This is a genomic window from Streptomyces millisiae (assembly GCF_031845425.1).
Lineage (GTDB): Bacteria > Actinomycetota > Actinomycetes > Streptomycetales > Streptomycetaceae > Streptomyces > Streptomyces millisiae.
This window is the reverse complement of record NZ_JAVREM010000082.1, coordinates 1-25,295: the sequence shown is the minus strand read 5'-3', so window position 1 is coordinate 25,295 and position 25,295 is coordinate 1. Positions and strand designations below refer to the sequence as shown.

Here is a 25,295-nt window from a genome sequence, read left to right as displayed (position 1 = left end):
CGTCATGAAGCGCAAGCTGAAGAAGATCCAGTACCGCCCGCACCTGCTCGACGGCTGCCTCGTCGAGACCGGCCTGATCATCGAGCCGCCTTGACCACCCCACCCGCTATCGCGAGTTCAACCTCAGCACCCACCGGTGTCGGCCCAGTCGCTGGCTGGACTCCACTCCCTTGCGGGCGATCCGGACGGCGATGCGCTTACCGCGAAGCCATCTACGCAGGTCAGGACGGTCGTAGGCTTTGTCGGCGTGCACCTTGCCGGGCCGGTAGTGCCGGCCGCGTTCGGGATCGTGTCTCGATTGGAGACCGGCGAGGAGGGGCTTCAGGCCCTCGCTGTCGTGGACGTTGCCACCTGAGACAGCAACCACGACAGGCAGCCCGGTGCGGTCGGACAGGATGTGCATCTTGGAACTGGGCTTACCCCGGTCCATGGGGCTTGGACCTGTGTGTTCACCCCCTTTTTTTGGCCCTCACGTGAGCGGAGTCGAGCACCAGCCGAGAGAGGTCGAGAAGCCCAGCGGCGGCGAGTTCGTCGAGCACCGCCCGGTGCAGACGGCCCCACACCCCAGCCCGAGACCAGATCAGGAACCGACGGTGCGCGGTGGACTTCGATATCCCGAAGCAGGGCGGCAGATGCCGCCAGGCGCATCCACTGGTCAGCACATAGACGATGGCCGCGAACACCGCCTCATCAGGCGCGTTCTGAGTCCCGCCGCCCTGCGGACGCACCCGCGAAGACGGCAGCAAGTCCCGTGCGATCTCCCACAAGCCGTCCGGAACGATCCGCCGCCGTCGTGGCCTGCCGGAGCTGTTCCGGCTCCACGACTCCCGGGCCAGCAAGATCAACAATGACCTGGACGCCGGGGGGCAATCCCGTCGAGGTCGCGGCGAACGCTCGCCATCACAATCCGGGCTACACCCTGCGGGCCTACGGCCGACGCCGGGCCGACGCCGCGAAGAGGCTGGCCACCGCCAGCGCCGACCGGATCGGGTTGTCCACGGTCGCCTGAGCGAGCAAGATCACTTCCGTTGTTCACACGGTTGTTCACGCGGGGCCTCTGAGAGCCCTGAGAAACAGAAAAACCCCAGGTCAACTGGGGTTCTTATGAGTGTCCGAGGGGGGACTTGAACCCCCACGCCCTTAAACGGGCACTAGCACCTCAAGCTAGCGCGTCTGCCATTCCGCCACCCGGACAGGGTGTGTGTCGGCCGGAGTTCTGGTGTGCCCGGCGACAAGGGAAACCATAGCAAAGTCCAGGGGGTCGTTGATCTCCACGGGCTTCGGAGGGTGGCCGGCCTTGGGCTGGTCGCGGGGTGGGGGGAGGATGGGGAGACCCATCGCAGGAGGAGGCAGTGTGAGCCAGTCGACCCCCACCCCGGGCCGTGCCGGAGGCGGACAGCGTGCTGAGGACGAGGTCGTCGGCATCTGCCGCGACCTGATCCGGATCGACACCAGTAACTACGGGGACCACTCGGGCCCCGGCGAGCGGGCGGCGGCCGAGTACGTGGCCGAGCAGCTGGCCGAGGTCGGCCTGGAGCCGCAGATCTTCGAGTCGCACCCCGGCCGCGCCTCGACGGTGGCGCGGATCGAGGGGGAGGACCCGTCCCGGCCCGCGCTGCTCATCCACGGCCACACCGACGTGGTGCCGGCCAACGCGGCTGACTGGACGCACCACCCGTTCTCCGGCGAGATCGCGGACGGCTGCGTCTGGGGTCGCGGCGCCGTCGACATGAAGGACATGGACGCCATGACGCTGGCCGTGGTGCGCGACCGGATGCGCTCCGGCCGCAAGCCGCCGCGCGACGTGGTGGTGGCCTTCCTGGCCGACGAGGAGGCCGGCGGCGTGCACGGCGCGCGGTACCTGGTCGACAACCACCGGGGGCTGTTCGAGGGCGTCACCGAGGCGATCAGCGAGGTCGGCGGCTTCTCGTTCACCGTCAACGAGAACCTGCGGCTCTACCTGATCGAGACGGCCGAGAAGGGCATGCACTGGATGCGGCTCACGGTCGACGGCACCGCGGGCCACGGTTCCATGACCAACGACGACAACGCCATCACCGAGCTGTGCGAGGCGGTGGCGCGACTTGGCCGGCACAAGTTCCCGGTGCGGGTGACCAAGACCGTGCGCTCCTTCCTCGACGAGCTGTCGGACGCCCTGGGCACCGAGCTCGACCCGGAGAACATGGACGAGACGCTGGCCAAGCTCGGCGGCATCGCCAAGATCATCGGCGCCACGCTGCAGAACACGGCCGCGCCGACCCAACTGGGCGCGGGGTACAAGGTCAACGTCATCCCGGGGCAGGCGACGGCGCACGTGGACGGCCGGTTCCTGCCGGGCTTCGAGGAGGAGTTCCTCGCGGACGTCGACCGCATCCTCGGGCCGCGGGTGCGGCGCGAGGACGTGCACTCGGACAAGGCGGTGGAGACCAGCTTCGACGGTGCCCTGGTCGAGGCGATGCAGTCCGCGCTGGTGGCCGAGGACCCCGTCGCGCGGGCCGTGCCGTACATGCTGTCCGGTGGCACCGACGCCAAGTCGTTCGACGACCTGGGCATCCGCTGCTTCGGCTTCGCGCCACTGAAGCTGCCCCCGGAGCTGGACTTCGCGGGGATGTTCCACGGGGTGGACGAGCGGGTGCCGGTCGACGGGCTGAAGTTCGGCGCCCGGGTGCTCGACCGTTTCCTGGACCAGTGCTGACGGGGCGGACGCGAGTACGAAACTCATCCGAGTGGGTGAAAGATCTCGAGGCTGAGTGCCCATGATCGGGGGACCTCGTTACAACCTGTGCGGTGCCCGGCAGGGGCCGCGTTGTCAACGAGGAGGAAATAATGATCAAGAAGGTTGTCGCCACGGCGGCCGCCGCCAGCGGCCTTGCGCTTGCGGGTGCGGGGGTCGCCACGGCGGCCGACGCCGACGCGGCCGCCGCGGCGCTCGGCTCCCCCGGCGTGATCTCCGGGAACAACATTCAGGTGCCGATCAACCTGCCGATTCAGGTCTGTGGCAACACGATTGACATCATTGCCCTCCTGAACCCGGCCTTCGGCAACTTCTGCGCCATCAAGTGACGCTTCGCCCCACCCTTTGAGGGCTCGGTCGGGCGGTTCCTGAAAGCGTGCCCAGCACGCCGGGGCCGCCCGGTCGCACTTCGGCCGTGGGTGCCCTCATCCCCCCACCCCGCGGCCCATCTCACGACGAGGCAGGGGAAGTTACAGATGCGTCAGGTCACGAGGAAGGGCCTGCTCACCGTGGTGGCCGCCGGCGGGGTCTTCGCGATCTCGGGCGGCACCGCGTTCGCGGACTCCGACGCCGCGGGAGCGGCCGTCGGCTCGCCGGGTGTCCTGTCCGGCAACAACGTCCAGGTTCCGGTCAACGCGCCGATCCAGGTCTGTGGCAACACGATCAACGTGGTCGGCGTGCTCAACCCGGCGTTCGGCAACGGGTGCGTGTCCGAGGGCGGTTCGCACGCCGGCCACGGCGGCCACGGCGCTCAGCAGGGCGACGACGGGGCGGAGGCCGGGGCGGTGGCGGTCGACTCGCCGGGCGTCGGCTCGGGCAACAACGTCGAGGTCCCGGTTGACGTGCCGGTCCAGGCCTGTGGCAACAGCGTGGACGTGGTCGGCGTGCTCAACCCGGTCTTCGGCAACGAGTGCGAGCAGGGCGGCGGCCCCGAGCGGCCGCGCGGTCCCGAGGAGCCGGAGCGGCCGGGTCCCGAGCGTCCCGGGGACCCGGAGCCGGAGCCCGAGGCGCCCGAGGGGCACGATCCGGTGGCGGGCGACCCCGAGGACGAGTCGGGGCCGCGGCCCGCGGGCTCGGTCGCCGAGGCCCCGGCCGAGGAGGAGGCCGCGGAGCCGACGGACGGCGAGCTGGCGGAGACCGGCAGCGAGCTGCCGCTCGGCGCCGTGCTGGCGGTCGGCGGCGGGCTGCTGGTCGGCGGTTCGGTGCTCTACCGGCGGGCCCGGGTGGGCAGCAAGGGCTGACCGTCGGCCCTCAGGGGCCGGCGAGCACCAGGGAGTGGGCCCCGTGCCGGGCACGGCACCCACTCCTCGTTTGTGGGCACGGGGTCGGCAGGGCGACTTACCAGGTGGCGCGGAGTTGGCGGATGATCCGCCGGCGCAGCCGCACCTGGCGGCTGCCGTCGGGGTACAGGCGGAGTTGGGCCAGCTCCCAGTGACCGTACTCGGCGTGTTCGGTCAGCAGGCGCGTGGCGGCGGCACGGGAGACCCCCCGCGGAACATACACATCGCGAAACTCGTATTCCGGCATCGAATCTATTGTGCGGGCAAGCCCCGGTTGCCGATACCGTCTGCACCATGTCTGATGCTGTGCAGCCCACCGCTGCCCAAGTTCGCGCCGCCGCCGACGCCCTCAAGGCGGCGATCGACCGGCATCTCGCCGCCGTCGAACGCCGCGCCGCGGCGCCCGGGGCGGCCGAGGCGGACGCCGCGGTGTTCGCCGCGTTCAACGAGCTCGCCGCCGCGGGCGAGGTGTATGACGAGCTGCTGTACGACGTCTACGACGAGGTCACCCCGTTCGAGGTGCCGGAGACGGAGGGCGGGGCCCCCTACGCCGGCCCCGATGAGCCGGAGGCCCTGAGCGTCTTCATCCGCAGGGACTACACGGTGGTGGAACCCAAGCGGCTGCTGGCCCAGGCCAAGCGGATCGCCGACCTCGACCCGGAGGCCGGCGACCTCACGCTCGCCGACGCCGACGCGGAGGACGGTCCCGCGCGCGGGCTCCAGCCGGCGCTCGGTGTGCTCTTCGGGGAGTTCGACCCGGACGAGCTGGCCTCCCGGCACAAGGAGTTCGGCCTCGAGGAGGGGGACGCCACGCTCTGGGTCACCGTGAGTGACGAGCCGGCGGAGCCGGGGGAGTGGCTGGCCGCCCCCTTCGACGCCGTGGACCCGGAGCGGGTCGTCTGCCGCTTCGATATCAGCGAAGCGTTCGAAGAGGACGACCTGGACAACGTGGGCTGACGCGAGCCGCTAGCCGGCCGGGACCTGGGCCGCCTGCTCGCGCAGCAGCGCGCGCAGGCGCGTCGTCGGCGGGGCGGGTGCGGGCGCGGCCACCGCGCCGGCCAGCGCGGGCCCGAGGCCCTGCACGACCGACAGGTGGGCGGTGCCGCGGCTGAAGGCGGTGTACACCCAGGCCCGGTCGACGGCCCCCGCCGCGTCCCCCGGGAGCACCACCACGACCGCCGGCCAGCGGGTGCCGGCCGCCTGGTGTGCCGTGACCGCCCAGCCGTGCCTGAGCGTGTCGGCGAGGTGGTGCCTGGGCACCAGGAACCTGCCGTCCGCCCCCTCCAGCCACAGACCGGTGGCGTCCGCCTCGACGACGGTGGCCAGCCGCAGCCGCCCGGGCGCCGGCGAGTGCGCCACCCGGTCGCCCGGATCGAAGCCGTCGAACCGGCCCGGGCCGGGGTTGAGCCGCTCCTTCAGCGCGGCGTTCAGCGCCCTGGTGCCGGCGGGGCCCCCGTGTCCCGGGGTGATCACCTGCGCCTCACCGGCGGCCAGGCCGAAGGCGCGAGGGATGGAGTCGGTCACCAACTGGACGGTGCGGTGCACGGCCTCGCCCGGATCACGCACCGGCACGATCACCACCTCGTTGGCCGGCGCCGCCACCTGGAGGAGCTCGCCGACCCCGATGCCCGAGACCAACTCGCCCACCGGGCCGGGGTCGGGCGTCCTGGACCTGACGTGCGGGCAGCCGCCGGCCGCCAGCACGTCGCCGAGCACCCGGCCCGGGCCGGCCGGGCCGAGCAGCGCCGGGTCGCCGCTGAGCACCAGACGGGCGCCGTCCGGCAGCGACTCCACCAGCGAGGCCGCCGACTCGGCGGTCAGCTGGCCGGCGTCGAGCACCACCAGCAGGTCGAGCGGGAGCAGGCCCTCCGCGTCCCGCTCGGGCCCCTCGGCCCCGGAGAGCAGCCCGGCCACCGTGACCGCGGCCCCGGCGCCCTCGGGCAGCAGCGCGGCAAGACGCCCCCGCCCGTCCGGGGTGTGCGAGGCGGCGCAGGCCCGCAGCCCCAGCCCGAGGGACGCCGCGACCAGCGCGGCCGGCTCGGCCCGCGCGGCCTCACCACCGGTGTGGGCGACCAGCGCCGCGCCGGCCACCGCCCGGATCAGCTCGCCGGCCGAGGCGGACGGCGCGGCCGCGGCGGCCGCCGCCCAGTCGGCCTCGCCCGGCCCCGCGAAGGTGCCGCGCAGCCGGGCGAGGCCGTCGGCCAGGCTCTCCTCGGCCAGCGCGCAGCGGTCGAGGCCGAGCAGCACCCGGACCGGCGCCTCCTCGCCCTCGCCCTCGCCGCCAGCCGCCGCCGGGACGTCCTCGCGGTCCTGGAAGACCAGCACGGCGCCGGCCTCCACCGCGTCCCTGACCGCGGCCTCCGGGTCCGGCACGCCGTGCCCGGCGAGCCGCTCGGCGACCACGGCCATCGGCAGCGCGGTGTGGCCGGCCAGGGCCGCCCGCTCCAGCAGCCAGCCGGTCAGCGCACGCGTCCGCCGCTCGTCCCCGGGGGCGAGGTCGGCGCCGAGCAGCGCCCTGGCGAAGCCGTCCGCCTGCTCGGGGCGCACGCCCTCGACCGCGAGCAGCCGCCACGGGTCGTCCCCCAACTCCCGCTCCGCGCCCTCGCCGAGTGCCGCCGCGACCCGCCCGGCGAGCGCCTCAGGGGCGCCGCCGGCCGCGAGCAGCGCGGGCAGCCCGGCCGGCACCGGCACGGGAGCCGGATCGCGCTCCGCGGCGGGGCCCCGCACGGGTGCGGGGCCCGGCGCGGGGCGCGGCCGCGGCGGGGGCTGGGGCCGGGTGAAGAACGAGTCGGCCGGGCGCTCGCCGCTCTCCACCGCCCGCACGGCCTCCCGCAGCCGCGCTGCGACGGAGTCCGCCGCGGGGGGCGCCGCGTCCGCCGGGCGCGGCTCCTGGGGGTCGTTCGGTGCGGTCACAGCGAGCTCCAGTCGTGGTCGGGGTAGCGGTGCTCAGGCGCCGAGACGTCGTCCAACGCCTGGCGGATCTCCTGAGGAAGGCTAAGGTCCTCCACTGACAACGCCTCGCTGAGCTGCCGCGCGGTGCGCGCGCCGACGATCGGCGCGCCCACGCCTGGCCGGTCCCGCACCCAGGCGAGCGCCACCTGCAGCGGGGTGACGGCCAGCCCGTCGGCGGCTATCGAGACCGCGTCCACGATCCGACCGGCCGCCTCGTCCAGGTAGGGCGCGACGAAGGGCGCGAGCTGGTCGGACGCGCCCCGTGAGTCCGCCGGCACCGCCCCCTGCCGGTACTTGCCGGTGAGTACCCCGCGGCCCAGGGGAGAGGACGGCAGCAGCGCGAGCCCGAGATCGAGCGCCGCGGGAAGCACCTCGCGCTCCACCCCACGCTGCAGCAGCGAGTACTCCATCTGGGTGCTCGCCAGCCTCACGCGCGCCCCCGGCGCACCCAGTTGCCAGGTGGCGGCCTTGGCGAGCTGCCAGCCGCAGAAGTCGGAGACCCCCACGTAGCGCGCCCGGCCGCTGGTCACCGCGATGTCCAGCGCCTGCAGGGTCTCCTCGAGCGGCGTGACCGGGTCGTAGGCGTGCAGCTGCCAGAGGTCGACGTGGTCGGTGCCGAGTCGCTCCAGCGAGGCGTCGAGCGCGGCCAGCAGGTGCCCGCGGGAGCCGTCGAACCTGCGGTAGGGGTCGGGCACGCTGCCCGCCTTGGTGGCGATGACCAGGTCCTCGCGCGGCACCAGGGAGCCGACGAGCCGGCCGAGGAGGTACTCGGCGCCGCCGTCCGCGTAGACGTCGGCGGTGTCCACCAGGGTGCCGCCCGCCTCCCAGAAGGTCTTCAGCAGGTCGGAGGCGTCCTGCTCGCCGATGTCCCTCGTCCATGTGAGGGTGCCGAGCCCGAGCCGGGAGACGCGCAGGCCGGTGTGGCCCAGGTGCCTGTGATCCATGGGTGTTGAGCGTACTTGTGGCCCCCGTTACAGTCGGCGGGACGGGTAGTTACTCGCCGGTACGGAGTGTGAGGAGTGGGGATGAGGTTGGGATTGAACCTCGGCTACTGGGGAGCCGGGATGGACGCCGACAACCTGTCCGTCGTCCGCGAGGCCGACCGGCTCGGCTACGCGGTCTGCTGGGCCGCCGAGGCCTACGGCTCCGACGCCGCCACGGTGCTCAGCTGGGTGGCCGCGCACACGGAGCGCATCGACGTGGGCTCCGCCATCTTCCAGATCCCGGGCCGGGCGCCGGCCATGACCGCCATGACCGCCGCCACCCTCGACACGCTCTCCGGCGGCCGCTTCCGGCTGGGCCTCGGCGTCTCGGGGCCCCAGGTCTCGGAGGGCTGGTACGGGGTCAGGTTCGACCACCCGCTGGCCAGGACCCGGGAGTACGTCGAGATCGTGCGCAAGGTGCTGGCCCGGGAGCGCCTGGAACACCAGGGCGACCACTGGACGTTGCCGCTGCCCGACGGTCCCGGCAAGCCCCTCAAGCTCACCGTGCACCCGGCCCGGGAGCGGATCCCGATCTACGTCGCGGCCGTCGGCCCGAAGAACCTCGAACAGACCGGCGAGATCGCCGACGGCGCGTTGGTGCTCTTCTTCTCGCCCGCACACGCCGAGCAGACCACCATCAGCCACCTGCGGGCCGGGCGCGAACGGGCCGGCCAGACGCTCGACGGCTTCGACGTCGTGCCCTCCGTGCCGCTGGCCGTGGGCGACGACCTGGAGGCGCTCGCCGACCAGTTCCGGCCGTACACCGCCCTCTACGTGGGCGGCATGGGCAGCCGCCGGCAGAACTTCTACAACAGGCTCGCCCAGCGCATGGGCTACGAGGAGGAGGCCGCCGAGATCCAGAAGCACTACCTGTCCGGCGACCGCGCCGCCGCCGAGGCCGCCGTGCCGATGCGACTCATCGACGACACGGCGCTGCTCGGCCAGGTCGACCGTCTCGCCGACCGGATGACGCGCTACGCCGAGGCCGGCGTCACCACCCTCTCCGTCTTCCCCGGCGGCGCCACCCTGGACCAGCGCCTCGCCGGGCTGCGGGCCGCCGCCGAGGCCCTGGACCGGGCCGGCCTCGGCTGACCGGTAGGCGTCGGCGCGGCGTACCGCCGTCCGACCACTGACCTACCCTGAGACCATGCCCACCCTGCTGCTCCTGCGCCACGGGCGCACCACCGCCAACTCGGCCGGCCTGCTCGCCGGCCGAGCGCCCGGTGTCGGCCTGGACGACTACGGCTCGGCCCAGGCCGCCGCGCTCCCGGCCAGGCTCGCCGGCGTCCCGCTGGCCGCCGTCGTGCACAGCCCGCTCCAGCGCTGTGCCGAGACCGTGGCCCCGCTCCTCGCCGACCGCCCGGGCCTTCCGGCGTTCGCCGAGGAGCGGGTCGTCGAGTGCGACTACGGCGAGTGGACCAACCGCAGGCTGGCCGAGCTCGCCGAGGAGCCGCTGATGGCCACGGTCCGGCGGCAGCCGTCCGCCGCCGTCTTCCCCGGCGGCGAGTCGCTGCGCGCCGTGTCGGCCAGGGTGGTGGCCGCGACCCGTGAGTGGGACGCCAGGATCGCCGCCGAGCACGGTCCCGACGCCGTCTGGCTGATGTGCACCCATGGCGACAACATCAAGGCGATCGTGGCCGACGCCCTCGGCCTCCACCTCGACCTCTTCCAGCGGCTGGTGCCGCATCCCGCGTCCGTCAGCGCCCTGAGGTACGGCGAGCAGCCCCTGCTGCTGCGCTTCGGGGACACGGGCGACCTGGCCGAGTTCGTCCCCGACACGGAGGCCGCCGCGCGGGACACCGCCGAGGCCACCAGGTCCCCGGTGGGCGGTGGCGCGTAGGGCGTGTGAGGCGTGCGCCGGGCAGCTTGATCGCCGAGCGCAGTAGGGTGCCAGTGTCGTAACCACGTCGACCCCCGGAGCAGTGCGTGTCCCGTCAGGTGTTCCTCTACGACCCTCCCGACCGCTTCGTCGCCGGGACCGTCGGGCTGCCTGGCCGCCGTACCTTCTTCCTGCAGGCCTCGGCGGCCGGCCGCACCACCAGCGTCGCCCTGGAGAAGGCCCAGGTCGAGGCCTTGGCCGAGCGCATCGACGAGCTGCTCGACGAGGTCGTGCGGCGCTCGGGCGGCAACACGTCGGTGCCGGCCGTCGCCCCGTCCGAACTCGCCGACACGGCCCCGCTGGAGAGCCCGGTGGAGGAGGAGTTCCGCGTCGGCACCATGGCGCTCGCCTGGGACAGCGAGAGCGAGCGCATGATCGTCGAGGCCCAGGCGCTGGTCGAGCTCGACGCCGACTCCGAGGAGGAGTTCGCCGAGGCCGAGGAGCGGTTGCTGCGCGACGACGAGAACGGTCCGCCGATGCTGCGGGTCAGGCTCAGCGGCACCATGGCCCGCGCCTTCGCCAAGCGCGCCCTCGAGGTCGTCAACGCCGGCCGCCCGCCGTGCCCGCTGTGCAGTCTGCCGCTCGACCCGGAGGGACACGTATGTCCGCGCCAGAACGGATACCGCCGCACCCGGGCGTGACCGTCGACGAGGCGCTCGAGCACGGCGAGCTGACGATCCACGGGCGCATCCCCGACGCCTCCAACGCGGTGCTCTACGCCACCGCCGAGCTGGCCGGCCGGCGGGTGCCCTGCGTCTACAAGCCGGTCGCCGGCGAGCGCCCGCTGTGGGACTTCCCGGACGGCACCCTCGCCCAGCGCGAGGTCGCCGCCTACGAGGTCTGTCGCGCCCTCGGCTGGGACGCGGTGCCGCCCACGGTGCTGCGCGAGGGGCCGCTCGGCACCGGGATGTGCCAGCTGTGGGTCGGCCCCGCGCCCGACGAGGCGGACGACGCCGATCCCGACGCCGACCCCGAGGCCGTCTCCGAGGAGGAGCAGGAGGGGGACGAGGACGGCGAGGGGCCGTTGTCGCTGCTGGCGCTGGTCGAGGCGGAGCAGCCGGAGCCGGGCTGGAAGGCGGTCGGCCGCGCCGAGGTGGGGGAGGGCCGCACCGCCCTGCTGGTCCACGCGGACGACGAGCGGCTGCGCCGGATAGCCGCCCTGGACGCCGTCATCAACAACGGCGACCGCAAGGGCGGCCACCTGCTGCCGCTGCCCGACGGCCGGCTCTACGGCATCGACCACGGCGTCACCTTCCACACCGAGGACAAACTGCGCACCCTGCTCTGGGGGTGGGCCGGTGAGCCGCTGCCCACGGCCGTGCTGACGGCGCTGCGCGGCCTCCAGGCCGAACTCGCGGACGACCGGCCGCTGTTCGCCCGGCTGCTGACGTTGCTCACCGAGGCCGAGTGCCGGGCGCTGCGCGACAGGACGGCCGCGCTGCTGAGCTCCGGGCGACACCCGCTGCCCGGCGGCGAGTGGCCCGCCATTCCCTGGCCGCTGATCTGACCCGCCAGGGCCGACGCCGACGGCCCTGGCGGCCCCGACCGGCCACCGCCCTGTCGTGCCGCGCCGGGGCAGGCGGTTAGGCTCGGGGCATGTATGCCTGGCCTGCTTCCAAAGTCCCCGTTCTGCCCGGTCAGGGGCGTGATCTCACGATTCACGACACCGCCGCCGGCGCCCGGGTGACGCTGACTCCCGGCCCCGTCGCCCGGCTCTACGTCTGCGGCATCACCCCCTACGACGCCACCCACATGGGCCACGCCGCCACCTACACCGCCTTCGACCTCGTCCAGCGGGTGTGGCTCGACACCAAGCGCCAGGTGCACTACGTCCAGAACGTGACCGACGTCGACGACCCGCTGCTGGAGCGCGCCGCCGCCACCGGCGAGGACTGGACCGCGCTCGCGGAGCGCGAGACCACCCTGTTCCGCGAGGACATGACAGCCCTGCGGATGCTGCCGCCGCGCCACTACGTGGGGGCCGTGGAGTCCATACCGGCCATCGTGCCGCTGGTCGAGCGGCTGCGCGCCAAGGGCGCCGCCTACGACGTGGAGGGCGACGTCTACTTCTCCGTCGACACCGACCCGCGCTTCGGTGAGGTGGCCCACCTCACCCAGGACACCATGCGCGCCCTGTCCGCCGAGCGCGGCGGCGACCCGGAGCGGCCGGGCAAGAAGAACCCGCTCGACCCGTTGCTGTGGCGCGCGGCCCGCCCCGGGGAGCCCTCCTGGGACGGCGGCACGCTCGGCCCCGGGCGACCCGGCTGGCACATCGAGTGCGTGGCCATCGCCCTCGAACACCTCGGCATGGGCTTCGACATCCAGGGCGGCGGCTCGGACCTCGCCTTCCCGCACCACGAGATGGGCGCCTCGCACGCCCAGGTGCTCACCGGCGAGCACCCCTTCGCCGCCGCCTACGCGCACGCCGGGATGGTCGGCTACCAGGGCGAGAAGATGTCCAAGTCCCGGGGCAACCTGGTGCTCGTCTCCCAGCTGCGCCGGGCCGGCGTCGACCCCGCCGCCATCCGCCTCGCCCTGCTGGCCCACCACTACCGGGCCGACTGGGAGTGGACGGACGCGGTGCTCGACGCCGCCGTGGCGCGCCTGGCCCGCTGGCGGGCCGCGGTCTCCCGGCCGGACGGACCGCCGGCCGAAGGACTGGTCGAGGAGGTGCGCGCGGCCCTGGCGGACGACCTGGACGCGCCGACGGCGCTCGCCGCGGTCGACCGCTGGGCCGAGGCCCAGGAGCGGGGCGCGGGCGCCGAGGCCGGCGGCCCCGGCGTGGTGACGCGGGCGGTCGACGCGTTGCTCGGCGTGGCCCTCTGACGGCCCGAGCCCCGTCCCGGACCGTGTTCGGTCCCGGACGGGGCTCGGTCGTTCGCGGCGGAGGCTCAGTCCTCGTTGTCCTGGGGCCCCGGCTCCTGCGGCCCCTGCTCGCCCTCGGACGGCCGGCGCCGTGGCCTGGTCCGGCCGCTGCCGGGATCGCGCAGGTACGAACCGGGATCCCCGGGCGGGGCCTGGCCGTCCCGGCGCCTGAGATAGCGCTCGAACTCCTTGGCGATCGCCTCGCCCGAGGCCTCCGGCAGCTCCGCCGTGTCCCTGGCCTCCTCCAGCGACTTGACGTACTCGGCGACCTCGCTGTCCTCGGCGGCCAGCTGGTCGACGCCGATCTGCCAGGCCCTGGCGTCCTCCGGCAGGTCGCCCAGCGGGATCCCCACCCCCAGCAGGTCCTCCAGCGAGTGCAGCAGCGCCAACGACGCCTTCGGGTTGGGCGGCTGCGCCACATAGTGCGGAACGGCGGCCCAGAGCGTCACCGCGGGCACGCCGGCGTGGGTGCACGCCTCCTGCAGGATGCCGACGATGCCGGTGGGGCCCTCGTAGCGGGACTCCTCCAGGTCGAGCCGGACCGCCAGGTCCTCGTCCGAGGTCACGCTGGTGACCGGCACCGGCCGGGTGTGCGGGGTGTCGCCGAGCAGCGCGCCGAGCACCACGACCATCTCCACGCCGAGTTCGTGCGCGAAGCCCAGGATCTCGTTGCAGAACGAACGCCAGCGCATGCTGGGCTCGATGCCGCGCACCAACACCAGGTCACGACGCTTCACCGGGCCGTTCTCCGAGCCGATCCTGACCACCGAAAGCCGGGTGGTCGGCCAGGTGACGCGGCGCACCCCGCCGTCGAGCCAGATGTGCGGCCGATTGACCTGGAAGTCGTAGTAGTCCTCGGCGTCGAGCGCCGCGAACACCTCCGCCTTCCACTCCCGCTCCAGATGAGCGACCGCTGCGGAGGCGGCGTCACCCGCATCGTTCCAGCCCTCGAACGCGGCCACCATGACCGGGTCGACCAGCTCGGGAACCCCTTCGAGCTCGATCACCCAGCGCCTCCTCCCGGCCGGGCGGGAGGAAGGCCCGGCCCGGCTGCCGTATGTGTTGCGTGCGGCCCCAGCCTACGGCGTGACCGTGCCCAGACCGGAGTCCTCGTACGCATGTGCGCGGGTCAGCGGGGCCGTGGGGTTCGGCGGCTCCGTCAGGCGGCGGGCAGGCCGAGCAGGTCGGCCACCCTGGCGCGCACCTCGGGGGTGTCGAGGCCGCGGATGGTGAGGGTGGTGCGGCGGCGGACCACGTCCTCCACGGTCTCGGCCCACTCGTGGTCGCGGGCGTAGACGACCTGGGCCCAGATCTCCGGCCCGTCCGGGTGGACGCGCTCGCCGAGCGCCGGGTCCGCGCGCACCAGGCGGGCGATCTCGAAGGCCAGCGAGCCGTAGTGGGTCGCGAGTTGGCGGGCCGTCAGCGGATCCATCCGGGCGCCGGGTTCGGGGTCCACGAGCAGCCGGTGCGCGACCGCGTTCGGGTTGGCGACACCGGGCAGCGGCACCCGGCGCACCAGGTCGGAGACGGGCTCCATGTCCTCGGCGAGCGGCACCGTGTGCTGGGTGGCGAGCTTGCGCAGCACCATCCGGCCGATGTGCCGGTAGGTGGTCCACTTGCCGCCGGCCACCGACAGCATGCCGCCGCGGCCCTCGGTGACCACCGTCTCGCGTCGGGCCGCCTCCACCCCGCCCGGACCGCCGGGGAGCACCCGGAGGCCGGCGAACGCGTAGGTGAGCAGCGAGCGGTCGAGCTGCTCGTCGCGGACGGAGAACGCGGCCTCGTCCAGGATCTGCCGGATGTCGGCCTCGGTGGGCCGCACCTCGGCCGGGTCGCCCTCGTACGGCTCGTCCGTGGTGCCGAGCAGCAGCTGGTCCTCCCACGGCAGCGCGAAGGTGATGCGGTACTTGTCGACCGGGGTGGCCAGCGCGGTCCGCCACGGGCTGGTGCGCCGCAGCACCAGGTGGGCGCCCTTGGAGAGCCGGATGCTGGGGGCCGCGCCCGGGTCCTCGAGCCGCCGCAGGTGGTCGATCCAGGGCCCGGTCGCGTTGAGGACCAGGCGGGCGTCGACGCCGAACTCGTCGCCGCTGAGCCGGTCGCGCAGCTCGGCCCCGGTGACCCGGCCGTGGGTGAAGCGCAGCCCGACGACCTCGGCGTGGTTGAGGACGGCCGCCCCGGACTGGACGGCGGCCCGGACCGTCATCACGGCCATCCGGGAGTCGTTCATCTGGTGGTCGCCGTAGACCGCGACGGCGCGCAGGTTCTCGGTGCGCAGGGCGGGGTTGAGGGCCGCGGCCCGGGCGGGGGAGATGACGCGGCCGACGCCGTCGCCGAAGGCGGAGAGCGCGGAGTAGGCGAAGACGCCGGCGCCCAGCTTGGCCGCGCCGTGCGGCCCGCCCTTGTAGACGGGCAGGTGGAAGGTGAGCGGGTTGACCAGGTGCGGGGCGACGTCCCGGGCGAGCACCCGGCGCTCGTGGTGGTTCTCGGCCACCAGCCGGACGGCGCCGGTCTGCAGGTAGCGCAGGCCGCCGTGCACCAGCTTGGAGGAGGCGGACGAGGTGGCGCCGGCGAAGTCGCCGGCGTCCACCATCGCCACCCGCAGCCCGGACTGCGCGGCGTGCCAGGCCACCGAGGTGCCCAGGATGCCGCCGCCGACGACCAGCAGGTCCCAGGTCGCCGTGGCGAGCCGGTCGCGGGTCTCGGCCCGCCGGTCGGCCGCCGCTATCCCGACGGGACCCGTGGTGGTGGGGGTTCCTGCGGTCGGCTGCGGGGTGTTCATGATCGTCAGTTCTCCTCGTCCAGCCAGCCCATGGTCCGCTGCACGGCCTTGAGCCAGAACTTGTACTCGCGGTCGCGCTCGGCCGCGTCCATCTGCGGGGTCCACTCGGCGGCCCGGCGCCAGTTGTGGCGCAGGTCCTCGATGTCGGTCCAGAAGCCCACCGCGAGCCCCGCGGCGTAGGCGGCGCCCAGGCAGGTGGTCTCGGAGACCATCGGGCGCACCACGGGAACGTCGAGGAAGTCCGAGATGTTCTGCATCAGCAGGTTGTTGGAGGTCATCCCGCCGTCCACCTTGAGGGTGGTGAGCTCCATGCCGGAGTCCTTCTTCATGGCGTCGACGATCTCGCGGGTCTGCCAGGCGGTGGCCTCCAGCACGGCCCTGGCGATGTGCGCCTTGGTGACGTAGCGGGTGAGCCCGGAGATGACGCCCCGGGCGTCGGAGCGCCAGTAGGGGGCGAAGAGCCCGGAGAAGGCGGGCACGAAGTAGGCGCCGCCGTTGTCCTCGACGGAGCGGGCGAGGGTCTCGATCTCGGCGGCGCTGTTGATGAGGCCCATCTGGTCGCGCATCCACTGCACCAGCGCGCCGGTGATGGCGATGGAGCCCTCGAGCGCGTAGACCGGGGCCTGCTCGCCGATCCGGTAGCCGACGGTGGTGATCAGGCCGGCGTAGGAGTTGATGGCCTCGGTGCCGGTGTTCATCAGCAGGAACGTTCCGGTGCCGTAGGTGGACTTGCCCTCGCCGACGCCGAAGCAGGTCTGGCCGAAGAGCGCCGCCTGCTGGTCGCCGAGCGCCGAGGCGACCGGCACGCCGTCCAGCACGCCGCCCTTGGCCGTGCCGTACACCTCGGCCGAGGAGCGGATCTCGGGGAGCACCGAGGGCGGCACGCCGATGGAGCTGACGATCCGCTGGTCCCAGTCGAGGGTGCGCAGGTTCATCAGCAGGGTGCGGGAGGCGTTGGTGACGTCGGTGACGTGCACGCCGCCCTCGGGCCCGCCGGTCAGGTTCCAGATGACCCAGGAGTCCATGGTCCCGAAGAGCAGCTCGCCGCGGTCGGCGCGCTCCCGCAGGCCCGGGACGTTGTCCAGCAGCCAGCGGATCTTGGGGCCGGCGAAGTAGGAGGCGAGGGGGAGCCCGGTCTCCCGGCGGAAGCGGTCCTGGCCGACGTTGCGGCCCAGCTCGCGACAGAGGGCGTCGGTGCGGGTGTCCTGCCAGACGATGGCGTTGTGCACCGGCTCGCCCGTGGCCTTGTCCCACAGCAGCGTGGTCTCGCGCTGGTTGGTGATGCCGATGGCCTTGACGTGCTCGCGGGTGATGCCGGCCTTCTCCAGGGCGCCGGCCACCACCTCCTGGACGTTGGTCCAGATCTCGGCGGCGTCGTGCTCCACCCAGCCGGGCTTGGGGAAGATCTGCTCGTGCTCCTTCTGGTCGACCGAGACGATCCGGCCGTCGCGGTCGAAGACGATGCAGCGGCTCGAGGTGGTGCCCTGGTCGATGGCGGCGATGTACTCGCGCGGGGCGTCGGCGGGCTCGTGGGTTTCCGACATACGGCGGCTCCTGGTGACGGCGGGTTCGGCGGTTCGGCGGTCGGGCGGGGGAGTGGCGGCTGGGGCGGATCAGAAGAGTGCGGTGTGGATGCCGGCCGCCGCCGCGCCGCCGGCCAGCGGGCCGACCACCGGGATCCACGCGTAGCTCCAGTCGGAGCTGCCCTTGTTGGGCAGCGGCAGCAACTGGTGGACGATGCGGGGCCCCAGGTCGCGGGCCGGGTTGATGGCGTAGCCGGTGGGCCCGCCGAGGGAGAGGCCGATGCCGACGACGACGAGCGCGACCATCAGGCCGCCGGTGCCGGAGACCGTGAGCCCGTCGTTGAGGCCGATGCCGAGCACCAGCAGGACCAGGACCATGGTGCCGATGATCTCGGTGGCCAGGTTCTGCACGGTGTTGCGGATCTCCGGGGCCGTGGAGAAGATCCCGAGCACCGGTCCCGGCTGCCCGGCGGCCGCGTCGCGCCGCTCCTCGACCTCGCGCGTCTCGTCGAACGCCCTGGCGCCGGGCGTGCGGGAGCCGCTGACGATCTCGTGGTCGCTGAGGTGCGCCTTGAAGTGGCCGTAGTAGGCGAGCCAGGTGAGGAAGGCGCCCAGCATGGCGCCGACCATCTGGCCGGCGATGTAGGTGCCGAAGTTGCGCCACACGCCGGAGTCGATGGCGATGCCGAGCGTGACGGCCGGGTTCAGGTGCGCGCCGGAGAGCTGGGTCGACACGTAGACGCCTGAGAGCACGCCGATGCCCCAGCCGAAGGTGATGGCGAGCCAGCCGGCGTCGAACGCCTTCGATTTCTTGAGGACGACGCCGGCGACGACGCCGGTGCCGAGCAGGATCAGTGTGGCGGTGCCGATGACCTCGCCGAAGAAGATGTCGGAGCTGGACACCCGTGACTCCTTTGTCCTTCGTCCAGGGGTTCCTGGCCGACGACCGTCCACCGTTCGACAATGTCGACCATCGAACGGCAGTTTTCTCCCCGGGGGCGCCGCCGTCAAGAGGTTGTGCGGCAGATAACCCAAGGGTGTCTGGATTGTCCTAGAAGCGGCCGGCTCCGAGGTCGCGCGACACGGAGCGCGCGCAGTCCCGCACGGCGGCCACGAGGCGTGGGTCCAGGTCCTCCTGCCCCGCGGCGCCGGACCGCATACGCTCCACGGCCCCGGTGATTCCCACGGCCCCCACCGGCATCCGCCGCCGGTCCAGGATGGGCGCGGCGATGGAGGCCACCCCGTCCCAGGTCTCGCCCACGTCGCTGGCCCAGCCCCGGGAGCGCACCAGCTCCAGGTTCTCCTCGAACGCCGCGGGGTCGGTCACCGTGCGCTCCGTGATGGCCGCGAAGTCGCCCTCCATCACCTCGTTGTGCGCGACGGGGTCGAAGGCCGCGAGCACCTTGCCGAGCGCGGTGCTGTGCAGCGGCTGCATGGCGCCGACCTCCAGCACCTGCCGGCTGTCGTCCGGCCGGAAGACGTGGTGCACCACGAGCACGCCCCGCTGGTGCAGCACCCCGAGGTACGCCGCCTCGCCGCTGGCCCGCGCCAGGTCGTCGGTCCAGACCAGGGCGCGGGCGCGCAGCTCGTGCACGTCCAGATAGCTGTTGCCGAGCCGCAGCAGCTCGGCGCCGAGCTGGTACTTCCCCGAGGTCGGGTCCTGCTCGACGAAGCCCTCCTGCTGCAGGGTGCGCAGCAGCCCGTGCGTGGTTGCCTTGGCCAGCCCTATGGCGGAGGCGATGTCCGACAGGCCCAGGCGGCGCTCGCCGCCGGCCAGCAGGCGCAGCACGGCCGCCGCGCGTTCGAGCGACTGGATGGTCCGCGCCATGAGGTCGCCTCCCTGCTTCTCGCACCGTCCGCCCCGTGCCGGGCGTCGTTCGGCATTGTCGAACGAGAGCGGGTCATGTCGATACCCCCGGCGCCGAGAAATGAGTGTAAGACCGTCCACCGATCGGAAGGGCTCCCCGCCCGGACGGCCCCAACCGTTACCCTGACCAGGTGCGCCCGCCCCGAGGGCAACGCCTCGCCGCCGGGCGCATAGCCGACAGCCGTCGCATCCCCGGGAGCCTCCCCATGGCCTTGTCCAGTGCCGCGTCCAGTCCCTCCACCGTCCCCCAGCCCGAGCGGGTTGCCGCCCTCCGCGAGGCCCTCGCCTCCCGGGTCGTGGTCGCCGACGGCGGCATGGGCACCATGCTCCAGGCGCAGGACCCCACCCTGGAGGACTTCCAGCAGCTCGAGGGGTGCAACGAGGTCCTCAACGTCACCCGCCCCGACATCGTGGGCAACGTCCACCGCGCCTACTTCGAGGCCGGCGTCGACTGCGTCGAGACCAACACCTTCGGCGCCAACCTGAGCGCGCTCGGCGAGTACGAGATCGCCGACCGGATCGGCGAGCTCTCCACGGCCGGCGCCGCGGTCGCCCGTGCCGTCGCCGACGAGTTCGCCGCCGCCGACGGCCGCCCGCGCTGGGTGCTCGGCTCCATGGGGCCCGGCACCAAGCTCCCCACCCTGGGCCACACCACCTTCGCGGCCCTCAGGGACGCCTACCAGCGCAACGCGGAGGGCCTCGTCGAGGGCGGCGCCGACGCGCTGCTCGTCGAGACCTCGCAGGACCTGCTCGGCACCAAGGCCGCCGTGCTCGGCGCCCGCCGCGCGCTGACCGCCACCGGCGCCACGCTGCCGCTGATGGTGCAGGTGACCGTCGAGACCACGGGAACCATGCTGCTCGGCTCCGAGATCGGCGCCGCGCTCACCGCGCTCGAGCCCCTCGGCATCGACGTGATCGGCCTCAACTGCGCCACCGGTCCCGCCGAGATGAGCGAGCACCTGCGCTACCTGGCCCGGCACGCCGGCATCCCGATCTCCTGCATGCCCAACGCCGGGCTGCCCGTGCTCGGCAAGGACGGCGCCCACTACCCGCTCTCACCGGGCGAGCTGGCCGACGCGCACGAGTCCTTCATCGCCGAGTTCGGCCTCTCCCTGGTCGGCGGCTGCTGTGGCACCACGCCCGAGCACCTGCGGCAGGTGGTCGAGCGCGTCGGGCGGCTCACGCCCCCGCCGCGCGACCCGAGCCCCGAGCCGGGCGCCGCGTCGCTCTACCAGACCGTGCCGTTCCAGCAGGACGCCTCCTACCTGGCGATCGGCGAGCGCACCAACGCCAACGGCTCCAAGAAGTTCCGCGAGGCCATGCTCGACGGCCGCTGGGACGACTGCGTGGAGCTGGCCCGCGAGCAGATCCGCGAGGGCGCCCACCTGCTCGACCTGTGCGTGGACTACGTCGGCCGGGACGGCGTGGCCGACATGAGCGAGCTCGCCGGCCGGCTGGCCACCGCCTCCACCCTGCCGATCGTGCTGGACTCCACCGAGCCCGCCGTGATCCGGGCCGGCCTGGAGAAGCTCGGCGGCCGCGCGGTCATCAACTCCGTCAACTACGAGGACGGCGACGGACCCGACTCCCGGTTCGCGACCGTGACCGCCCTCGCCGTCGAGCACGGCGCCGCGCTGATGGCCCTCACCATCGACGAGACCGGCCAGGCGCGCACCCCCGAGCACAAGGTGGCCGTGGCCGAGCGGCTGATCGCCGACCTCACCGGCAACTGGGGCGTGGCCGAGCACGACATCATCATCGACTGCCTCACCTTCACCATCTGCACCGGACAGGAGGAGTCCCGCAAGGACGGCGTGAACACCATCGAGGCCATCAGGGAGCTCAAGCGGCGCCATCCCCGCGTGCAGACCACCCTTGGCCTGTCCAACATCTCCTTCGGCCTCAACCCGGCCGCCCGGCTCGTGCTGAACTCCGTCTTCCTCGACGAGTGCGTCAAGGCCGGTCTCGACTCGGCCATCGTGCACGCCGCCAAGATCCTGCCCATCGCCAGGATCGAGCCCGAGCACGTCGAGGTCGCCCTCGACCTGATCTACGACCGGCGGCGCGAGGGCTACGACCCCCTCCAGCGCTTCCTGCAGCTCTTCGAGGGCGTGGACGCCAAGTCCATGCGGGCCGGCAAGACCCAGGAACTCCTCGCCCTGCCGCTCGAGGAGCGGCTCAAGCGCCGCATCATCGACGGCGAGCGCAACGGCCTGGAGGCCGACCTGGACGAGGCGCTGGCCCAGCGCCCGGCCCTGGAGATCGTCAACGACACGCTGCTCGCCGGCATGAAGGTCGTCGGCGAACTGTTCGGCTCGGGCCAGATGCAGCTGCCGTTCGTGCTCCAGTCCGCCGAGGTGATGAAGCAGGCGGTCGCCCACCTCGAACCCCACATGGAGAAGACGGGGGACGCCGGGAAGGGCACCATCGTGCTGGCCACCGTGCGCGGCGACGTCCACGACATCGGCAAGAACCTCGTCGACATCATCCTCACCAACAACGGCTACACCGTCGTCAACCTCGGCATCAAGCAGCCCGTCGGCGCCATCCTCGACGCGGCCGCCGAGCACCGGGCCGACGTCATCGGGATGTCGGGGCTGCTGGTGAAGTCCACGGTGATCATGAAGGAGAACCTGGAGGAGCTGAACCGGCGCGGCATGGCCACCGACTACCCGGTGATCCTCGGCGGCGCCGCCCTGACCCGCGCCTACGTCGAGCAGGACCTGCACGAGATCTACGAGGGCGAGGTCCGCTACGCCAGGGACGCCTTCGAGGGCCTGCGGCTGATGGACGCCCTGGTCGCCGTCAAGCGCGGCGTGCCGGGCGCCACCCTGCCCGAGCTGAAGAAGCGGCGGGTGGCGGCCCGCCCCCGGGCCGAGGTCGTGGAGACCGGGGCCGAGTCGACGCCGCGCCGCTCGGCCACCGCCACCGACGTGCCGATCCCGACCGCGCCCTTCCTCGGCACCCGGGTCGTCAAGGGCATCCCGCTCAAGGACTACGCGGCCTGGCTCGACGAGGGCGCGCTGTTCAAGGGGCAGTGGGGCCTCAAGGCCGCCAGGGACGGCGGCCCCGACCACGCCGAACTCGTGGAGACCGAGGGCCGGCCCAGGCTGCGCGGCTGGCTGGACCGACTGCACACCGACAGCCTGCTCGAGGCCGCCGTGGTCTACGGGTACTTCCCCTGCCACGCCGAGGGCGACGACCTGGTCATCCTCGACGAGGACGGCAAGGAGCGCACCCGCTTCTCCTTCCCCCGCCAGCGTCGCGGCCGCCACCTCTGCCTGGCCGACTTCTTCCGACCGGCCGAGTCCGGCGAGACGGACGTGGTGGCCCTGCAGACCGTCACCATCGGTCCCCGGGTCAGCCAGGCCACCGCCGAGCTGTTCGCCGCCGACTCCTACCGCGACTACCTGGAGCTCCACGGCCTCTCCGTGCAGCTCGCCGAGGCCCTGGCCGAGTACTGGCACGCCCGGGTCCGCGCCGAGCTCGGCATCGCGGGGGGCGACCCGGCCGAGCTCGACGGCATGTTCCGCACCGAGTACCAGGGCTGCCGCTACTCCCTGGGCTACCCGGCCTGTCCCGACCTCGCGGACCGGGCCAAGATCGCCCAGCTCCTGGACTCGGAGCGGATCGGCGTCACCCTGTCCGAGGAGTTCCAGCTCGACCCGGAGCAGTCCACGGACGCGATCATCCTTCACCACCCGGAAGCCAACTATTTCAACGCACGCTAACCCGATCGGGCGTACTGGACCGGCAGGCACTCGTCGGATTTTCACCGGCAAAGTAAACTGATCGGTCCGGAACAGGCCGGTCGTCTCGCGCAGGCGGCCGGCCTTCCTGCCCCCGTGGAGGTGTGCGGATGACGTCTTCCTACCAGGTCGTCGACGCCCGGCTGTCCCTCGGCCCGACCCCGCAGGCCGTCCTGCTCGACATGGACGGCACCCTGGTCGACACCGAGGGCTTCTGGTGGGACGCCGAGGTCGAGGTGTTCGCCGACCTCGGGCACGTCCTGGCCGACGAACACCGCCAGGTCGTGGTCGGCGGCCCCATGACCCGCAGCGCCGGCTACCTGATCGAGGTCACCGGCGCCGACATCACCCTGGACGAGGTCCGCGACCTGCTCAACGCGGCGTTCCTGCGCCGCCTCGACCGGGGCGTGCCGCTGATGCCGGGCGCCCGCCGGCTGCTGCTCGAACTGTCCGCGCACCGCGTCCCCACCGCGCTGGTCTCGGCCTCGCACCGCACCGTCATCGACCGGATGCTGCGCTCGCTCGGCGCCGAGCACTTCACCCTCACGGTCGCCGGCGACGAGCTGTCCCGCACCAAGCCGCACCCCGACCCCTACCTGACCGCCGCCGCCCGGCTCGGCGCCGACCCCGCCAGGTGCGTCGCCATCGAGGACACCGCCACCGGCGTGGCCTCCGCCGAGGCCGCCGGCTGCCGGGTGGTCGCGGTGCCCTCCGTGGCCCCGATCCCGCCCGCCGCGGGGCGCACCGTGATCGCCTCCCTCGAACAGGTCGACCTGGCCTTCCTGCGCGGCCTCCCCGCCCCCGTCGCGACCACCCCGCTCGGCCCGGCCGGCGCGATCGACCTCGGGCCCGAGCCGTCCCCGGTCGGCCCGTGAGCTTCCTCACCACCGGCCATCCGCCCCGGCCCTGACGTTAGGGTCGATCCGTGAGCAGACCAGGACGAGGACGGCACCGGTGAGTAGGCGCGTTTCCCGGCCGGCACTCCCGCTGGTCGCGGTCGCCGTTACCGGCCTGCTCGGCGGCTGCCTGGCGGGCGGCGAGGACGGCCCCGGCGGCGGCGAACCGATCGTGGTCGGCATGACCGACGCCGTGCCGGCCACCGACCCCGCCGCCGGTTACGACCCGGGCTCCTGGCTGGTCTTCAACAACGTCTTCCAGTCGCTGCTCAGCTTCCCGCCGGGCGGCGTCGAGCCCCAGCCCGAGGCCGCCGAGCAGTGTGGCTTCACCGACCGGGCCAGCCGCCGCTTCACCTGCACCCTCCGCGACGACCTCACCTTCAGCAACGGCGACGAGCTCACCTCCGAGGACGTCAGGTTCTCCTTCGAGCGCACGCTGCGCATCGACGACCCGAGCGGCCCCGCCGTGCTGCTCGGCTCCATAGACCGCATCGACACCCCCGACGAGCACACGGTCACCTTCCACCTCAACCGGCCGGACGCGACCTTCCCGCAGAGGATCGCCTCCGGAGCCGGCTCCATCGTCAACCACCGCGAGTACCCGGCCGACGAGCTGCGCACCGACGGCCGGGCGAGCGGCTCCGGCGCCTACACCCTGGAGAGCGTCGACGCGGCCGAGGCCGTGTTCGCCGTCAACCCCGACTACCGCGGTCCGGCCGAGCACCGGAACTCCGGGGTGACCCTGCGCTTCTTCGACGGCGACCAGCGCGCCCTGCGCGAGGCCGTCACCGACGGCGGCGTCGACGTCGCCTACCGCGGGCTGAGCGCCAGCGACACCGCCGAGCTCGACGCGGCAGCCCGTTCCGGCCGCGGCGAGGGGGTCAAGGTCGTCGACGGCTCGAGCGCCGAGGCCCAGTACCTCGTCTTCAACGTCGACGACCCGGTCGCCGGCCGCCCCGGGGTCCGGCGGGCCGTCGCCTGGCTGCTCGACCGCACCGCCCTGGCCAGGGACGTCTACCGGCGCACCGTCGAACCGCTCTACTCGGTCGTCCCCGCCGGGATCACCGGCCACAACACCGCGTTCTACGACACCTACGGCGACGAGCCCGACCGCGCGCGGGCCGAGGCCGCGCTGCGGGCCGAGGGCATCACCGAGCCCGTCGAACTCACCCTGTGGGTCACCCCGGCGCGCTTCGGCCCCGACACCGAGGCCGCCTTCGAACACATCGCCGCCCAACTCGACGCCAGCGGGCTGTTCGACGCCACCGTCCGCAGCGTCGACGCCGACGCGTTCGCGCGCGGCGTGGCCGACGGCGACTACGGCGCCTACGTGCGCGGCTGGGTGCCCGACTACCCGGACCCCGACAACTTCACCGAGCCCTTCTTCGGCCCCGACGGCGTGCTGGGCGGCGGCTACCGCAACGACCGGATCACAGGGGAGCTGATCCCCCGCACCGAGCGCCAGCCGGACCGCGCCGAGACGGTCGCCGACTTCGGCGAGATCCAGGACATCGTCGCCGAGGACCTGCCCCTGATCCCGATCTGGCAGGGCAGGCAGTACGCCGTCGCCGGCGAGGACGTCAGCGGGCTCCAGTGGTCCCTCGACGCCTCCACCGTCTTCCGCTTCTGGGAGATCGGCACGACCCGCTGACGGCCGGCCAGGGCCTAGATGAGTAAGTCCTAACGGCTGGTGGGGTGCATGAACGAGGTGAGGGTGTTCAAGATCCGGTTGTGTCGACCGACCTGAACACCCTCATCACGGCACTGTACGTGAAGATCGATGACGAT

Annotated in this window: 21 protein-coding genes, 1 tRNA gene and 1 pseudogene; 13 read left to right on the top strand and 10 right to left on the bottom strand. The window is 73.1% G+C overall.

All coding sequences use genetic code 11. The features are described from left to right. Positions 1–124 precede the first annotated feature (124 nt). Positions 125–836: pseudogene (locus RNC47_RS32405) on the bottom strand (IS5 family transposase); the annotation flags it as partial. 11 nt (positions 837–847) lie between these two features. On the opposite strand from RNC47_RS32405, the gene RNC47_RS32400 reads away from it, so the two are divergent. Further along, on the top strand, positions 848–1,009 hold the full coding sequence (locus RNC47_RS32400) for a hypothetical protein (protein ID WP_311604004.1): 162 nt from the start codon (positions 848–850) through the stop codon (positions 1,007–1,009). 100 nt (positions 1,010–1,109) lie between these two features. Here RNC47_RS32400 and RNC47_RS32395 read toward each other — a convergent pair. Continuing rightward, positions 1,110–1,194: transfer RNA gene (locus tag RNC47_RS32395), tRNA-Leu, on the bottom strand. A 130-nt stretch (positions 1,195–1,324) separates the two neighbouring features. Here RNC47_RS32395 and RNC47_RS32390 point away from each other — a divergent pair. The 3 genes from RNC47_RS32390 to RNC47_RS32380 all read left to right on the top strand — a co-directional run bounded on the left by RNC47_RS32390 (position 1,325) and on the right by RNC47_RS32380 (position 3,975). Continuing rightward, a complete protein-coding gene (locus tag RNC47_RS32390; RefSeq protein ID WP_311604002.1) occupies positions 1,325–2,695 on the top strand; it encodes a M20/M25/M40 family metallo-hydrolase in 1,371 nt (456 codons plus the stop codon). Positions 2,696–2,826: 131 nt separating this feature from the next. Continuing rightward, positions 2,827–3,063: a chaplin gene (locus tag RNC47_RS32385; RefSeq protein ID WP_311604000.1), complete on the top strand. Its 237-nt coding sequence runs from the start codon at positions 2,827–2,829 to the stop codon at positions 3,061–3,063. Positions 3,064–3,210: 147 nt separating this feature from the next. Beyond that, a complete protein-coding gene (locus RNC47_RS32380) occupies positions 3,211–3,975 on the top strand; it encodes a chaplin (protein ID WP_311603998.1) in 765 nt (254 codons plus the stop codon). Between the two features lie 97 nt (positions 3,976–4,072). Here the strand turns inward: RNC47_RS32380 and RNC47_RS32375 are convergent, their stop codons facing one another. After that, complete coding sequence (locus RNC47_RS32375) at positions 4,073–4,261, bottom strand: DUF5703 family protein (RefSeq protein ID WP_132816844.1); 189 nt, start codon at positions 4,259–4,261, stop codon at positions 4,073–4,075. Positions 4,262–4,308: 47 nt separating this feature from the next. On the opposite strand from RNC47_RS32375, the gene RNC47_RS32370 reads away from it, so the two are divergent. Next, a complete protein-coding gene (locus tag RNC47_RS32370) occupies positions 4,309–4,971 on the top strand; it encodes a hypothetical protein (RefSeq protein WP_311603995.1) in 663 nt (220 codons plus the stop codon). A 9-nt stretch (positions 4,972–4,980) separates the two neighbouring features. On the opposite strand, the gene RNC47_RS32365 is transcribed toward RNC47_RS32370, so the two are convergent. Both RNC47_RS32365 and RNC47_RS32360 read right to left on the bottom strand, forming a co-directional pair. Further along, complete coding sequence (locus RNC47_RS32365; protein ID WP_311603993.1) at positions 4,981–6,927, bottom strand: helix-hairpin-helix domain-containing protein; 1,947 nt, start codon at positions 6,925–6,927, stop codon at positions 4,981–4,983. Beyond that, positions 6,924–7,910: an aldo/keto reductase gene (locus RNC47_RS32360; RefSeq protein ID WP_311603991.1), complete on the bottom strand. Its 987-nt coding sequence runs from the start codon at positions 7,908–7,910 to the stop codon at positions 6,924–6,926. Before RNC47_RS32360 ends, RNC47_RS32365 begins: the two co-directional genes overlap by 4 nt. A gap of 81 nt (positions 7,911–7,991) precedes the next feature. Here RNC47_RS32360 and RNC47_RS32355 point away from each other — a divergent pair, with 81 nt between their 5' ends. The 5 genes from RNC47_RS32355 (at position 7,992) to mshC (ending at position 12,654) form a co-directional block, all read left to right on the top strand. Further along, positions 7,992–9,041: an LLM class F420-dependent oxidoreductase gene (locus tag RNC47_RS32355; RefSeq protein WP_311603989.1), complete on the top strand. Its 1,050-nt coding sequence runs from the start codon at positions 7,992–7,994 to the stop codon at positions 9,039–9,041. 55 nt (positions 9,042–9,096) lie between these two features. Further along, entirely contained in the window at positions 9,097–9,789 is a 693-nt protein-coding gene (locus RNC47_RS32350; RefSeq protein ID WP_311603987.1) for an MSMEG_4193 family putative phosphomutase, read from the top strand. A gap of 86 nt (positions 9,790–9,875) precedes the next feature. Beyond that, the gene (locus tag RNC47_RS32345; protein ID WP_132930941.1) at positions 9,876–10,469 is read left to right on the top strand and encodes a DUF3090 domain-containing protein; all 594 of its coding nucleotides are present in this window, start codon (positions 9,876–9,878) and stop codon (positions 10,467–10,469) included. After that, the gene (locus RNC47_RS32340) at positions 10,430–11,335 is read left to right on the top strand and encodes an SCO1664 family protein (protein WP_311603981.1); all 906 of its coding nucleotides are present in this window, start codon (positions 10,430–10,432) and stop codon (positions 11,333–11,335) included. The genes RNC47_RS32345 and RNC47_RS32340 overlap by 40 nt, the downstream gene beginning before the upstream one ends. A gap of 89 nt (positions 11,336–11,424) precedes the next feature. Beyond that, entirely contained in the window at positions 11,425–12,654 is a 1,230-nt protein-coding gene (mshC, locus tag RNC47_RS32335; RefSeq protein ID WP_311603979.1) for a cysteine--1-D-myo-inosityl 2-amino-2-deoxy-alpha-D-glucopyranoside ligase, read from the top strand. A gap of 65 nt (positions 12,655–12,719) precedes the next feature. Here mshC and RNC47_RS32330 read toward each other — a convergent pair whose 3' ends face one another. The 5 genes from RNC47_RS32330 to RNC47_RS32310 form a co-directional block, all read right to left on the bottom strand. Then, the gene (locus RNC47_RS32330) at positions 12,720–13,700 is read right to left on the bottom strand and encodes a PAC2 family protein (RefSeq protein ID WP_311603978.1); all 981 of its coding nucleotides are present in this window, start codon (positions 13,698–13,700) and stop codon (positions 12,720–12,722) included. A gap of 152 nt (positions 13,701–13,852) precedes the next feature. After that, positions 13,853–15,472: a glycerol-3-phosphate dehydrogenase/oxidase gene (locus RNC47_RS32325; protein ID WP_311603977.1), complete on the bottom strand. Its 1,620-nt coding sequence runs from the start codon at positions 15,470–15,472 to the stop codon at positions 13,853–13,855. A 5-nt stretch (positions 15,473–15,477) separates the two neighbouring features. Continuing rightward, positions 15,478–17,016, bottom strand: coding sequence for a glycerol kinase GlpK (gene glpK / locus RNC47_RS32320; RefSeq protein WP_311603976.1), 1,539 nt, complete (start codon positions 17,014–17,016; stop codon positions 15,478–15,480). A 69-nt stretch (positions 17,017–17,085) separates the two neighbouring features. Beyond that, complete coding sequence (locus tag RNC47_RS32315) at positions 17,086–17,898, bottom strand: MIP/aquaporin family protein (RefSeq protein ID WP_311603975.1); 813 nt, start codon at positions 17,896–17,898, stop codon at positions 17,086–17,088. Positions 17,899–18,046: 148 nt separating this feature from the next. Next, positions 18,047–18,823: an IclR family transcriptional regulator gene (locus RNC47_RS32310; RefSeq protein ID WP_311603974.1), complete on the bottom strand. Its 777-nt coding sequence runs from the start codon at positions 18,821–18,823 to the stop codon at positions 18,047–18,049. 245 nt (positions 18,824–19,068) lie between these two features. On the opposite strand from RNC47_RS32310, the gene metH reads away from it, so the two are divergent. The 3 genes from metH to RNC47_RS32295 all read left to right on the top strand — a co-directional run bounded on the left by metH (position 19,069) and on the right by RNC47_RS32295 (position 25,158). Continuing rightward, positions 19,069–22,593, top strand: coding sequence for a methionine synthase (gene metH / locus RNC47_RS32305; RefSeq protein WP_311603972.1), 3,525 nt, complete (start codon positions 19,069–19,071; stop codon positions 22,591–22,593). 128 nt (positions 22,594–22,721) lie between these two features. After that, positions 22,722–23,486 carry an HAD family hydrolase gene (locus RNC47_RS32300; RefSeq protein WP_311603970.1) on the top strand — a complete coding sequence of 255 codons (765 nt, stop codon included), beginning with the start codon at positions 22,722–22,724 and terminating at the stop codon, positions 23,484–23,486. Between the two features lie 79 nt (positions 23,487–23,565). Then, complete coding sequence (locus RNC47_RS32295; protein WP_311603969.1) at positions 23,566–25,158, top strand: ABC transporter substrate-binding protein; 1,593 nt, start codon at positions 23,566–23,568, stop codon at positions 25,156–25,158. Positions 25,159–25,295: the final 137 nt, after the last annotated feature.

Bases quoted from the DNA above. Each gene is read 5' to 3' on its own strand.
- RNC47_RS32400 (WP_311604004.1), top strand. From the start codon at position 848: ATGACCTGGACGCCGGGGGGCAATCCCGTCGAGGTCGCGGCGAACGCT.
- glpK (WP_311603976.1), bottom strand. From the start codon at position 17,016: ATGTCGGAAACCCACGAGCCCGCCGACGCCCCGCGCGAGTACATCGCC.
- RNC47_RS32385 (WP_311604000.1), top strand. From the start codon at position 2,827: ATGATCAAGAAGGTTGTCGCCACGGCGGCCGCCGCCAGCGGCCTTGCG.
- RNC47_RS32380 (WP_311603998.1), top strand. From the start codon at position 3,211: ATGCGTCAGGTCACGAGGAAGGGCCTGCTCACCGTGGTGGCCGCCGGC.
- RNC47_RS32300 (WP_311603970.1), top strand. From the start codon at position 22,722: ATGACGTCTTCCTACCAGGTCGTCGACGCCCGGCTGTCCCTCGGCCCG.
- RNC47_RS32340 (WP_311603981.1), top strand. From the start codon at position 10,430: ATGTCCGCGCCAGAACGGATACCGCCGCACCCGGGCGTGACCGTCGAC.
- RNC47_RS32370 (WP_311603995.1), top strand. From the start codon at position 4,309: ATGTCTGATGCTGTGCAGCCCACCGCTGCCCAAGTTCGCGCCGCCGCC.
- RNC47_RS32310 (WP_311603974.1), bottom strand. From the start codon at position 18,823: ATGGCGCGGACCATCCAGTCGCTCGAACGCGCGGCGGCCGTGCTGCGC.
- RNC47_RS32350 (WP_311603987.1), top strand. From the start codon at position 9,097: ATGCCCACCCTGCTGCTCCTGCGCCACGGGCGCACCACCGCCAACTCG.
- RNC47_RS32355 (WP_311603989.1), top strand. From the start codon at position 7,992: ATGAGGTTGGGATTGAACCTCGGCTACTGGGGAGCCGGGATGGACGCC.
- RNC47_RS32390 (WP_311604002.1), top strand. From the start codon at position 1,325: ATGGGGAGACCCATCGCAGGAGGAGGCAGTGTGAGCCAGTCGACCCCC.
- RNC47_RS32375 (WP_132816844.1), bottom strand. From the start codon at position 4,261: ATGCCGGAATACGAGTTTCGCGATGTGTATGTTCCGCGGGGGGTCTCC.
- metH (WP_311603972.1), top strand. From the start codon at position 19,069: ATGGCCTTGTCCAGTGCCGCGTCCAGTCCCTCCACCGTCCCCCAGCCC.
- mshC (WP_311603979.1), top strand. From the start codon at position 11,425: ATGTATGCCTGGCCTGCTTCCAAAGTCCCCGTTCTGCCCGGTCAGGGG.
- RNC47_RS32325 (WP_311603977.1), bottom strand. From the start codon at position 15,472: ATGAACACCCCGCAGCCGACCGCAGGAACCCCCACCACCACGGGTCCC.
- RNC47_RS32360 (WP_311603991.1), bottom strand. From the start codon at position 7,910: ATGGATCACAGGCACCTGGGCCACACCGGCCTGCGCGTCTCCCGGCTC.